General features: G+C 35.9%; 9 protein-coding genes. 3 read left to right on the top strand and 6 right to left on the bottom strand.

Annotation, left to right across the window (positions count from 1 at the left end; translation table 11 throughout):
* Positions 1-27: 27 nt before the first annotated feature.
* The 5 genes from ES676_RS05730 to ES676_RS05710 are packed head-to-tail and all read right to left on the bottom strand — an operon-like array spanning position 28 to position 5,483.
* The gene (locus tag ES676_RS05730) at positions 28-375 is read right to left on the bottom strand and encodes a DUF6686 family protein (protein ID WP_148369247.1); all 348 of its coding nucleotides are present in this window, start codon (positions 373-375) and stop codon (positions 28-30) included.
* Between the two features lie 17 nt (positions 376-392).
* Positions 393-2,588 (bottom strand): PepSY domain-containing protein, encoded by a 2,196-nt coding sequence (locus ES676_RS05725; RefSeq protein WP_148369246.1) that lies wholly within the window; start codon positions 2,586-2,588, stop codon positions 393-395.
* A gap of 12 nt (positions 2,589-2,600) precedes the next feature.
* Entirely contained in the window at positions 2,601-3,086 is a 486-nt protein-coding gene (locus tag ES676_RS05720) for a DUF2271 domain-containing protein (RefSeq protein ID WP_148369245.1), read from the bottom strand.
* Between the two features lie 8 nt (positions 3,087-3,094).
* A complete protein-coding gene (locus tag ES676_RS05715; RefSeq protein WP_148369243.1) occupies positions 3,095-4,573 on the bottom strand; it encodes an ankyrin repeat domain-containing protein in 1,479 nt (492 codons plus the stop codon).
* 4 nt (positions 4,574-4,577) lie between these two features.
* On the bottom strand, positions 4,578-5,483 hold the full coding sequence (locus ES676_RS05710; RefSeq protein WP_148369241.1) for a DUF6607 family protein: 906 nt from the start codon (positions 5,481-5,483) through the stop codon (positions 4,578-4,580).
* 104 nt (positions 5,484-5,587) lie between these two features.
* Between ES676_RS05710 and ES676_RS05705 the strand changes: the two genes are divergently transcribed.
* The 3 genes from ES676_RS05705 (at position 5,588) to ES676_RS05695 (ending at position 11,786) form a co-directional block, all read left to right on the top strand.
* A complete protein-coding gene (locus tag ES676_RS05705; protein ID WP_148369239.1) occupies positions 5,588-7,720 on the top strand; it encodes a TonB-dependent receptor plug domain-containing protein in 2,133 nt (710 codons plus the stop codon).
* Between the two features lie 12 nt (positions 7,721-7,732).
* Positions 7,733-8,824 (top strand): HmuY family protein, encoded by a 1,092-nt coding sequence (locus ES676_RS05700; RefSeq protein ID WP_148369237.1) that lies wholly within the window; start codon positions 7,733-7,735, stop codon positions 8,822-8,824.
* A 91-nt stretch (positions 8,825-8,915) separates the two neighbouring features.
* Positions 8,916-11,786 carry a T9SS type A sorting domain-containing protein gene (locus ES676_RS05695; RefSeq protein ID WP_148369235.1) on the top strand — a complete coding sequence of 957 codons (2,871 nt, stop codon included), beginning with the start codon at positions 8,916-8,918 and terminating at the stop codon, positions 11,784-11,786.
* Positions 11,787-11,856: 70 nt separating this feature from the next.
* Here ES676_RS05695 and ES676_RS05690 read toward each other — a convergent pair whose 3' ends face one another.
* Entirely contained in the window at positions 11,857-12,483 is a 627-nt protein-coding gene (locus ES676_RS05690) for a carbonic anhydrase (RefSeq protein ID WP_148369234.1), read from the bottom strand.
* Positions 12,484-12,488: the final 5 nt, after the last annotated feature.

Raw genomic sequence — 12,488 nt, 5'->3', positions numbered from 1 at the left:
TGTTAAACTCAGTCACCCAAAAACTCATTAATTTAAAATAAGTTTGTAGTCGATATCGTCTACAGATAAAAAACCATTGCTTTTTTTATAAAGCATTAGCGCTTTTAACTCTTGTATTTCTTGACGGTTAAACATTAGCACTAAATTCTCTTGCACCGACGGTATAGGTATTTTTCTCTTAATATCTACTTGGGCGTACTTGGTTTCCCAGTACTCACTGTCGACTTCCAATACAAAATGCTGAAATTGCTGAAATTGATCGTTGTCAAACTCAAAATACAAGTTGTTAAATTCTAAATGATACACATCGCAGTTATGGCAAACAGAAAGGTTTCCGCTTTTTCCTTTGGATAATATTTTTAGACTATGGCACATAATACTTGTTTTTAATGTTAATAGCAATCCATTTTTAATTGCTTTTTTTCTTGATAGTAACGCAATGGTTTTTGGTTCTGCGTTTCGCAAATAGCGTTTAAGGTTTCCAATACTCCTTTTTGCATTGCTAGCGATCCGCACAGCATTATAACTCCATTATTTTGAAGTGTTTCTGCTACAAACACCGCGTCATTTTGTAATAAATTTTGAACATACTTCGTGTTTCCAACCCTTGAAAACGCCAGGTGTATTTGGTGTAATTGTTTATTTTTAAGGACAACATCTAAATCGTATTTATACACGATTAAAGATTCTTGTTCGCGCAACCCGTAATACAAATGGGTGTCGATTTTAGACGTATTTTCGTGCAACATTCCCACAAAAGGAGCGATCCCCGTTCCGTTTGCAATTAGAAGCACGCGTGTCGCTTTTTCAGGAAAATGAAAGGCCGCGTTATTTATAACTCGTGCTTTAAACACGGTATTTTGCTGAAGTGAGTTGAGATAATTAGAACCAAAACCATTAGCATAATGTTTTACGCTTAGTTGTATATTTCCAGCTACTTTACCGATAGAATATAAACGTTCGCGGTAATCGTTTTCTGGATATACGGCCAATAAATCGCCCGAATTAAATCGCAGATTTTTTGCTGGTTTTAAGGTTACAATAAACGTGTTATCTGGGTTTGTCTTCACTTCTGTTTTACGCACAACTTGCAATGCTTTAGTACGTTTTGGTGGTGCTACTAATTTTTTCTGCGGAATGTGTAATGCTAAACCTGATGCTGTGTTAAAAGAAGAAACCCATTGGTTGAAAGCTTCTAGCGAGCGGTCGTTAATTTTAAACGGCGGCAAAAACTGATGTGCGTGCTGCGCTGTAAACCCACGGTCGACATCTAGTGCAAATTGGCAAAAGTCGGGGTACGCATACGACCCAAAACCCACAACCGAGAAAGACAGAGGTTGTAACTGCTCGGTGTTTTTTAATTGCTGTAAAAAGGTATTGGCATTGGTTGGCGGCTCGCCTTCGCCATACGTGGCCGTAAACACAATAATATGTTTTGCTTTTTTAAACGTTTGGTACTTATTAAGTTCTGTGATATAAGCGGTTTTCCCTGCTTTTAATAATTGTTTATAAAACGCATTGGCAAATGGAATAGTGCTCCCATTTTCTGAACCCACCAAAACAATATATTCGCATTTATGTTTTTTAAGCTTGTTTCTCAGTTTCGCTTTTTGGCGCTTTAGCGTCATTGCAAAACCAGAATAGATAAAGAACAGTATGTTTATACTCGCAAACGCTAAAACTAAAGACCAAATAATGCTACCTTTTCCTGTGTGTAAGTTTAAGCTTAACGTTGACAATAGCGTGACTAGCGGATAATTAATTTCACTTAGTACTTCGCCCGTAAATTGGTTCACTACAATTTTCTTGTCCTTTAAATAGATAGTATAAAAATCTGCGACATCGCTAGAAAAGGGAAATTCGACTGATTTTACATCGGTAAGTTTAATGTTTTTAAAAACAGCAAACGCTGCGATATCTTGTTTAGGGCGCTCTGTAATTGCCTCGTAATTTATAGACTGCGACATGTTACTTTCTGGTAACAGGTTAAATTTTAAAAGCGATAAATAAACACCAGTAACGGTAATTATTATAATTGGAATTAAAGATAATCGGCCTAAAACGACGTGCCAATATTGCGCAAAATTATCGTTGACAATTTTTGCGAAGAACTTTTTAATACTGCGCTGACGTTTAAGTATTAAAACAGCACCCGAAACGGCTATTAAAAAGAGTAAAAACGAACACAACCCCATAAAAAAACGGCCTACACCTTTTAAAAACAACGATCTGTGCAAAGTGGTTGCAAATTGAAACACCTTAGACGATTCAATTTTTTTACCAAGAAATTCAGCAGTAATAGGATTAAAATAACCATTTAAATTTTTGTCGTTTTCACTAATAACGGACGCCGAAACAAAATCGTTAGTATCAATCTCTAGGGTGGTCACTTCGGGGTACGCTTTATTAAATACCGATAGTGTTTCGGCCAAAGAAACCGTGTCAAACCCATCGCTTTTATACGGCTGTATTTGCTCTGAAATGGGCTGAAAAGCTAAAACAATTCCGGTAACGGAAGCTAGAAAAATAAAAACAAAAGAAGATACAGCTAGCGCAAGGTGGCTGTATCTCCAAATTGAAATAGTCATATTAAATACCGTTTAATTAGGCATTATACGCACATAACGTATAAAACCGGTGCCTTCTTGTTTACTTTTTACGGTTTCTGAAGTTAATGGAAACGCGACATCTTTAGTGTAATATTCTTGATCCTCAACAGCTGTTTCAAAACGAATACTGTAACCCGCATCAATTTTAGAATCGTCAATAGCGATAATACTAATATTGCGGGCACCACCAGCTATTGTCGCTCCGGTTATCGCATCAATATTACCCCTTTTTTTTCCGTAGAATTTCCACCACTCAGAAATATCGTGGTACCACTCGTCGTCGTCACCTTGAACGGAAAGTGTTTCTTCATAATCACCTTTAGGATTAATTAAAGACACCACAACGTACGCCGATTCTCCGGTGTAATTCGTCATTTGAATCATACATTTATACGTCGTGCTTTCCGAGGGGAGTGTAAAAGATAATAGTCCGAATAGAACCACTCCTACTACCAATAATTGTTTATAAGTCTTCATTATATATACTATTTTAAAAATTCGATCGCGATATTATTCGCTTTTAAGATTTCGTTTTCTGAGGCTAAATCGTATGCTGTTTCTTCAAAATCGGTTACCGTCTCTTTTTCTGCACCGATAGAGACTAAATATTTAAGAATTTCGGTATCTTTAGCTAACATTGCTGCTTTATGTAACGGCGTTAAACCCTCATTATTTTCAGCATTAACATCGGTATTAAGTCCTGCTGCAAATGTAATAAGTTCTAAATTATTAGAATCTAATGCTAAATGAAATACGGTATTCCCATTTTTTTGAGCCTTTGCAACCTCTAAGCCTTTTGCAGATAAAGCATTAAGTTTACGTTTAAAAGCCTCTTTTCTAGCTACTGAAAACGACTCCATTAAATAGGGCGTTAACGTGTTGCCGTTAGCATCAGTTACCATAACATCTGCGTTATTTGCGATTAAGAAATTGACCACTTCTGGCGTATTGTGTGCTACCGCTAAAGTTAATGCAGATTCTCCTTTTTTATTCTGGTGGTTAATCGTGTTTACGTGTTTAAAAAGCAACTGAATAACATCTAAGTCATTACGTTGTATAGCATTTAAAAAAGCGGTATTACCAGATGTATCTTCTTGATTTACATCTACTCCTTTTTCAATAAAATAAGTAAGAGTTGCACTCTCTTTTGTTCTAGAAGCTAAAGCGTGTAAAGGTGTTTCTCCAGTGTCTGTTGTTACATTAGGATGCAACCCTGCGCTTTCTAAATAATTAAAAACGTCTACACCGTTTGTTGTAGAGCGCGTGCCTTGACTTGCGGTAATAAAAGCATTATCGTTACCTGTAATACCGCTGTTTACTAATTGCTTCAACAGCTCTATGTTTCCGCTTTTAGCTACATAGTTAAAGAGACCGTTACCTTTAGCATCGACACTATTAATAGGTAATCCTTTTTTTGTGAAGTACTCTATTAAAGTAAAATCTTTAGCAGAAGGCGCTACTAATAACAAGGCATTTGCACCGTAAGGCGTTAGGTCTTTTTTAAGATTGGCACCGTTTGCCAAACATAAATCGTACACTTTTGTGTTGGTTTGACCAGATCCGGCTGCAAAATTAAGGATTGTACTTCCTTTATCGTCCAAGATATCTGTTTTTGCTCCTTTACTTAAAAGGTGTTTCATTAGCTTGACGTTTCCTTTATAAGCCGCCCAGAAAATATAAGTTCTTCCGTCGTGCGTTAATTTGTTTACCTTATTTCCGTCTAAAGCGACACTATGTTTTATAGTTTTTAAAGGCGCGTCTTGCAAAATAGCGTAAACAACACCATTAAACGACCGTCCATTGAATTCTGAAATATCGTTTCCTGCTTTAACTTTAGCGTCAACCATTTCGATTGTTGGATTTGTCTTCCAAAAATCTTGGCTTAAAAAAGCGTTTTCTTGTGCTTGCGCTGCACACCCTAAAATTAGGGTTAAGGCAACAGCTAATTGTTTTAAATTTTTCATCGTACTATTTTACAAATGATTCTATAACTGGATTAATTTGCTCGGCAGTTTTATAATTCTCTTCATCAAACAAATATTTAAATAATACTTTATTATCAACTTTTTCTTCAAGCGACAGATTAGTATTTCTTTCGAAAACAGTATCCCATTTCGCCCGTACTACGGCCCACTTCTCCGCATTTTCTTTCCAATACTCTTGTGCTGCAATGCATTTACTATCGGCTACTTTTACGTATGCATTGTGTCCTTTTTCCTGCGCTATAACCACATCTTCTTTTCCAGTTTCGCGTAAGACCTTATTATTATCTTGATCGTGAACCCAACCGGCATCTGTAATTTCGTGTCTGTTTGTTCTTACCGTTACATTGTAGTCGCTACGTTTTGTGTATTCTCGTCTTGGTAACGGAGCTGCCGTTGTGTTTTCCCAATAGCTTTTCCCATCAACGTGTATCCAAGAGGCTGAGCCCTCATAACGCGGACTATCATCCACTTGAAACACTTTTTGCGTCCATTGTCCTTTAACATCCTTTTTTGGAAGTGTTACAAAGTCCCATTTATTATCGTGGTTGTAGGTGTATAACTCTGTGTTTTGAAACCCCCAATCTTGTCGCCAATGTTTTACGATATAAGGCCCTTGCTTCGTCTCTACAATTAACAAATGTTGTAATACAATCTCATCTTTTTCATCTTTAACTAACGCTACCCATTCCAAACCTCTATCGTGTTTTACTTTGGAAGGCACATAGGTAGAATCTTCAACATACTCAAAAGTTTCGGCAAAATTAAAAGACACGTCGTAGCATCCGCACATATCCTTTATGGCTTTTTGATCTTGTTTTTTCTTGTTCTGAGCATTTACATTAGTAATAAATGCGATTGCAAGTAGTGTGAAAATTGTTAACTGTTTCATTTAAATGGTCTTGAATTATGTGTTTAAAAAAAAGTTGAAATTCCTTATTCTTATTTAGAATGAATTAAAATAAGGTTCTATATTTGCAGCAAATATAAAGTAGAATGAGTCTAAATAAAAATTATCTGGTGCTTTTTTTGGCACTTCTTTTAAGCGGCATTTCTTTTTCTCAGGAGGCTGATAAGGATTCCACAGAGGTTGAAGCACTTAAGGAAGTTGTAATCACCGGACAGTACAATCCGCAGTCCATAAAAAAGTCTGTACACAATGTTACCGTAATAAGCAGAGCGCAAATAGAGAATCAAGCCGCAAATAATTTAGCCGATTTATTAAACTTTAATTTAAATTTAACAGTAGTCCCTAATAGTCAAACCGGAAAATCTACGGTGTCTTTCTTCGGATTAGACTCTCAATATTTTAATATCTTAGTAGATAATATTCCTTTAGTTAGCGACAATGGCCTGGGAAACAACATCGATTTAACCCAAATTAATCTTGACGATATTGAGCGTATCGAAATTGCGGAAGGTGCAATGGGTGTGGAATACGGTGCCAATGCTGTTTCTGGAGTAATAAATATTATCACCAAAAAATCTATTGCCACAGAATGGGACATTAACATCTCTGTTCAAGAAGAAACCATAAGCGATGAATACGAGTGGTTTGATCAAGGCAGGCATATTCAATCGGTAAGTGTGGCGCATAATATTAACGAAAGACTAATGGCTCGTGTGGGTTTTAACCGCAACCAATTTGCAGGTTTCTTTAATAACAAACAAGGCCAAGATTATTATAAAAACGATGGATTACGCGGTTACGATTGGCAACCGAAAACACAAATGAACACCAACGGTTTATTACATTATGATTCTGAAAACTTTACTATTACCTATAAATTTGAATACTTTAATGAAATTCTTAGTTTCTACGATGCTTCAGTAAGATCAAATATAGATGTCGATGCCCAAACGCGTAATCCTTCAGCAACAGACAGAATATTTACGACCAACAGGTTTATAAATAATTTAAATCTAAACGGGAAACTTGATGGTGGAGCAAACTATAGCGCTGCCTTCTCATATCAAACACAAAAACGCGATTTAAACGAATTTAATTATTTTATTCTTTCTGGAAACCAATCCAACGAAACCGACAACACCTACCAATCTAGTGAGGTGTTTTTCACAAAAGGACGTATAAATAATCTTATACAAAGTGATTTTTATAACTTTGAATTAGGCTACGAAGCACGTTATATAAAGGGCTACGACACGCAAGCCTCGGGAGATATTACGCAGCTTGAAAAAGAAAATTCGCAAAGTAATTACGCCTTATTCGCCTCTACAGAATTAAACCTCACCAACGCGTTTTTAATACGCCCAGGCGCTCGGTATGAATACAACTCGAAATTTAAATCGCAAGTATTAACCTCTTTAAGCGCACGCTATTTGTTAAATAACGGTTTCGAATTACGCGGTAATGTAGGAACCTCTTATAGAACCCCAAACTTTGAAGAGTTGTACTATTATTTCGTGGATTCTAACCACGATGTTCAAGGCAACGAGAACTTAAATCCAGAAAAAGGATTTTCTGCATTTTTAAATCTAAAGAAAAGAAGTTGGTTTACTAATTTCTCATTGATTAACGCCGTAAAATTAACCTATATAGATGTTGACGATAGAATTGATTTAGCGATTGTAAATACAAGCCCTTTGCAATACCAGTATATTAATATCGATGCTTATAAACTATGGAGTCTAAGCTCTCAAAACACGATTAAAAATGGAAATTGGGCATTTAATTTAGGGGCAACATTACAAGGGACTTCTAGAATTGCAAATAACGAGATTAATGCGCAAAACAATTTCTTATACTCCTTTCAAGTAAATACTAGCGGAACGTATGCCATAAAGCAATGGAATACGGCATTAACCGTATTGTTAAAATACAACGGTGAACAGAAAGACTATGTAGCTTCTGGAATGGATACCAATGGGGACTCTGTATTTTCAAAATCTAAAACGGAAGGCTATAGCTGGCTAGATGCGTCCATAAAAAAATCATTTCTAAACCGTAAAATACAAGCCACTCTTGGTGGCCGAAACCTACTAAATGTTACTAATGTTAACATAAGAAATGCCGCTTCTAGTGGTGCTCACGAAGCATCAAACAGTTCGCTTTTATTAGGTTATGGACGATCTTATTACTTAAAACTATTATATAATTTAAATTTTTAAAACTCAATTACAATGATTAACAAATTTTTTACTCTATTCTTATGTACCTCAGTACTCGCCTTTACAAGCTGTAGTAGCGATGATGATACCATAACAAACTCCGGCCCTATCGCTATAATTGTTGAAGGCGCTTCTTTATCTCCTCAAATTGGTGGACCCAATGAGCAAAACCAAGTATATATTGATTTAAGCACCAATGTCTCTACAAATGTACAACGAGATACTTGGGATTTAGGTTTTTACTCTGGTGACGAATTTAGAGTCACCATTAATGGTTCAATTTATATGGCGACTGCAGCGTTAGCATCTACAGATATTGATGCTATTAATTCGAGTAACGCCGAGGTTGTAGACCTTCAGCCAGGTGTTAAGGTAGGAACATACGATGCTATAAGCGGAACATACATTGATGGCCCAAGTGGTGCTATCGACGCAACAGCTATTAACGAAATTTCTAGTGTGGAAGCTGATAATTCTGTGTATTTAGTAAACTTAGGCAATACAGTAGGCACCACTGCTCCTGCTACCGGAAGTGTTGCTACTAAAGGTGACCACAGAGGATGGAAAAAAATTAGAGTGCTAAAAAGTGGTAACGATTACATTTTACAATACGCAGACTTAGACGCAACAACACATCAAGAAGTAACCATTTCTAAAACCTTAGGGTACAATTTTACACATTTTAGTTTTGATACAAACAGCATTATAAGCGTAGAGCCGGCACAATCAGAATGGGATCTAAACTTTACGGTTTTTACGGATGAAATTACCGGCTACGGTGCTTACGGCTACAGTGATTTTGTAGTAATTAACGCGAAATCTGAGGTTGAAGCTTATAAAATAGATGGTGAAACCGAAGGCTTAACTTACTCAGAATTCACTAAAGCAGATGTGGTAAATGCTAATTTTTCTGAGGACCAACGTGCTATTGGAGGGAATTGGAGAGCTGGAGGTGGTCCAGGGCAGTTACCTGCACTTTATGATACCGTCTTTTTTATACTAAAAGATTTTGACGGCAACGTATACAAAATTAAATTTTTAAGTATGTATAACGATGCTGGAGAACGTGGACACCCACAATTTGTTTATAGTTTATTACAATAGTCTAAATAAACAGAGTTAGGAAAAAGAGCAGTTCGCTGCTCTTTTTTTTAGCATAAAACTAAAACTTAGAATCATTCTAAATAATATAATTATGAAAATACAATTACACACAAATTTACTAATTTTACTATGCTTTAGCCCTTTGGCGATGATGGCACAGACTTTTAATTCACTTCAAACCACATTACCCGCTTTAGCAAACTCTGTAATAGCTATGGGGGACGCCGATAATGATGGCGATTTAGATGCTTACCTATCTGGAGTTAACAATCAAGACATAACCGTTGGTGGACTATATATCTATAATGAAGGGCAATATGAATTAGTAAGCTCTAGTAATTTACCAGCAGTATCGAATGGGTCGGCACGTTGGGCAGATTATAATAACGATAGTTTTTTAGATCTTTTAATTCAAGGTTTTAATACAGAATCTGAAGGTTATACTAAAGTTCATATTAATAATGGAGACAATACATTTACGGCTTTAGAGCAAGATTTGCCTCCTATGTATTTGGGGGAAGTTGCTATGGTAGATATTAATAATGACAATTTAATAGACATCTCTCTAACTGGAATTGAAACAGAAACTTGGACATTCGTTACGAAGTTATTCATCAACAATGGTGATAATTCAGTTACAGAATTGATTAATCCCATCACAATTCCTGGAATGAACTTTGGTAGAATTAAGTGGGCAGATTATAACGACGATAATTTTAACGATTTTGTATTAAGTGGATACAACACCACAGACGGCGAGTTTTTTACACATATTTACACCAATAATTCCGATAATACATTTACCAAATCGAATATAAACCTTCAACAATGTTGGTTAGGCGATACGGAATGGGGAGATTATAACAACGACGGGCACATCGATTTAGTTATTTCGGGAGCTGGTGGCACAAGTGGGGCCGAACGATTTACAGAAATCTATAAAAATAATGGAGATAGTACGTTTACCAATATTGATACGAATATCCCAGGTGTTTCCCATAGCTCTATAGAATGGGCAGACTTTAACATGGATGGTAATTTAGACTTATTTATAACCGGGTCTAGCGCGACTCCCGGCGCAGGAAGTTACGTTTACCATATATTTAACAATATGGGTGAAGATAATTTCACGCAAAGCAATACTGCCATACTATCAGCGTCTTATTACGGTGATGCTGCTGTTGGAGATATTAATAACGATGGAAAACCAGATGTTGTTGTTACAGGTTTAAACGAAAACAATAATAAAGCGACCTCGGTGTTTTTAAATACAACAACAGATTCTTTGACTTTTACTGAAACAAGTACAGTGGTAGATAACTTTTTCTACCCTTCTACTGATTGGGGAGATTACGATAACGATGGTAATTTAGATTTAATAATCTCTGGTGCAATAGACACAACAGGAGATTATTCTCCCAATGAAAGCGCGGTACGATTATACAAAAACAATAATGGTGTTTTAAGCGAAATAAGCACTCCTACAATTACCAATGTACATCTTGGGTTTGTAAAATTTATAGATATAGATAATGATGGTGATTTAGATTTACTTGTTTCTGGACAAAACTACTCCGATTTAACCTCTTATTTTTTTACAGTATATGAAAACGTTAACAATACATTTGTTACAAAACAACAACTAGAAGGCGTTATTTTAGGCTCTATAGATTTTGGTGATTACGATAACGATGGCGATTTAGACCTTTTAGTAACTGGAGGATATCAAGCGTCTACTGGCGCATCTTCTTTAACCCGAATTTACACTAATACAGATGGTACGTTTGCAGACGCTAGTGCAGGTTTCATTGGTCTGCAAAATGGAAACGCACAATTTGGAGATTTGGACAACGATGATGATTTGGATATTTTGGTAATGGGATTAGACGAAAATTATAGTCCGACTTTAAAAACGTATTTTAATACGAACGCCATATTTACAGAACAACAGAATTTACCTGGTCTATATTACGGAAGTTTTGCACTTGGCGATTTTGATAATGATGATGATATAGATTTCTCGGTAATTGGAGATGATATCAACGGTGATTATAAAGCAAAAATTTATAGTAATACAAACGGCACGTTTACCGAATTCACCACTTTGGCAGGAATGGATGTTTCTAGTGGAACAACTCCAATTGCTTGGGGTGATTATGATAATGATGGTGATTTAGATTTAGTCGTTTCAGGCTCTGATGTAAATTACAACGATGTCACAATTTTATATAAAAACGAGAATAATGTATTTACACAAACCGATGAAGGATTAACAAATCTTGGAGGTGGCACAAGTTTATTTTGGGCTGATTACGATAATGATAACGACCTAGATATTTTAATTTCAGGCTTCTTTGACGATGCTAATTATGCCTCTAAAACTGTTTTGCATACGAATACAACGCCAACAGCAAACTTGAAACCAATCGCACCAACAAATTTATCTAGCGTAATTAATCCAAACAACTCGATAACATTTATATGGGATAATGGCACAGACGATCACACTCCAGAAAACGGATTGTATTATTGGTTAACTATAGGTACAACACAGAATGGACAAGAAGTAGCTTCTTATAAAGTGCACGGTAATTCTTGGACACTAAATAATTTAACAGCCTCTAATTATTATTGGTCGGTACAGAGTGTAGACACCTCTTTTATATTGTCTGATAAAGCTGAAGAAGGCACATTAAGCACAACAGCTTTTGAAGTGAAAAACCCAAGCTTTAAGATGTTTCCAAATCCTTCCGTAAATAAGCAAGTAAATATTACTTTTGATTTTCTCAAGCACACAAATACATCAATTGCTATCTACGATATTTCAGGGCAAATTGTTTATGAATCTTTTTTAGAGAACACTAATAATATACTTAATTTATCATCGCTTGCAAGTGGAGTTTATGTCATAAAATTAGCATCAAACCAATTTCAAACGATTAAAAAACTAATACTGCGATAATTACTATTTTATAATATAATACTCTTTAAGAAGAAAATAGCCACTCTATTCTGAGTGGCTATTTTTTAATTTAATCCAAATGATAGATTTCTCTAATTTCATCGAGTATCTTTTCGAAATCAATTTTTAGGTCTATTAATTTCCCTGAATGAATATCGAATACCCAACCGTGAACAATTAAATCGCGATCTCTAATCGCTTTTTGTATGGCGGCAGTTTTAATTAAATTAACGCATTGCTCTTGTACGTTCAACTCCACTAAACGTTCGTATTTTCTCACTTCATCCTCAATAGCATTCAACTCTTTATTATGCAAACGGTAAACGTCCCGAATACTTCTTAACCACGGATTTAGAATGCCTAAATCGGCAGATTGCATTGCTGCTTTTACCCCCCCACAGCCGTAATGCCCACAAACTACCACGTGCTTCACTTTTAAATGAGAGACTGCATACTCTACTACAGACATCGCATTTAGATCGGTACCCATAAACATGTTAGCAATATTACGATGTACAAAAACATCGCCAGGACCTAAGCCCATAAGTTCTTCTGCCGTTACACGACTATCAGAACATCCTATAAAAAGCAGCTCAGGGTTTTGGCCCGATCCTAACTTATCAAAATAAGCACTATCTTCTTCTAGTTTATTTTTAATCCACTCTTTATTGTTATCAAATACATTTTTTAATTTCATAATCT

The organism is Bizionia saleffrena (assembly GCF_008086175.1).
Taxonomy (GTDB): Bacteria; Bacteroidota; Bacteroidia; order Flavobacteriales; family Flavobacteriaceae; genus Bizionia; species Bizionia saleffrena.
Note: the sequence above shows the minus strand (reverse complement) of the source record. Positions and strands in the feature narration are given on the sequence as shown.

Excerpts from the sequence above, each read along its gene's own strand:
- ES676_RS05730 (WP_148369247.1), bottom strand. The coding sequence starts at position 375 with ATGTGCCATAGTCTAAAAATATTATCCAAAGGAAAAAGCGGAAACCTT.
- ES676_RS05725 (WP_148369246.1), bottom strand. The coding sequence starts at position 2,588 with ATGACTATTTCAATTTGGAGATACAGCCACCTTGCGCTAGCTGTATCT.
- ES676_RS05720 (WP_148369245.1), bottom strand. The coding sequence starts at position 3,086 with ATGAAGACTTATAAACAATTATTGGTAGTAGGAGTGGTTCTATTCGGA.
- ES676_RS05715 (WP_148369243.1), bottom strand. The coding sequence starts at position 4,573 with ATGAAAAATTTAAAACAATTAGCTGTTGCCTTAACCCTAATTTTAGGG.
- ES676_RS05710 (WP_148369241.1), bottom strand. The coding sequence starts at position 5,483 with ATGAAACAGTTAACAATTTTCACACTACTTGCAATCGCATTTATTACT.
- ES676_RS05705 (WP_148369239.1), top strand. The coding sequence starts at position 5,588 with ATGAGTCTAAATAAAAATTATCTGGTGCTTTTTTTGGCACTTCTTTTA.
- ES676_RS05700 (WP_148369237.1), top strand. The coding sequence starts at position 7,733 with ATGATTAACAAATTTTTTACTCTATTCTTATGTACCTCAGTACTCGCC.
- ES676_RS05695 (WP_148369235.1), top strand. The coding sequence starts at position 8,916 with ATGAAAATACAATTACACACAAATTTACTAATTTTACTATGCTTTAGC.
- ES676_RS05690 (WP_148369234.1), bottom strand. The coding sequence starts at position 12,483 with ATGAAATTAAAAAATGTATTTGATAACAATAAAGAGTGGATTAAAAAT.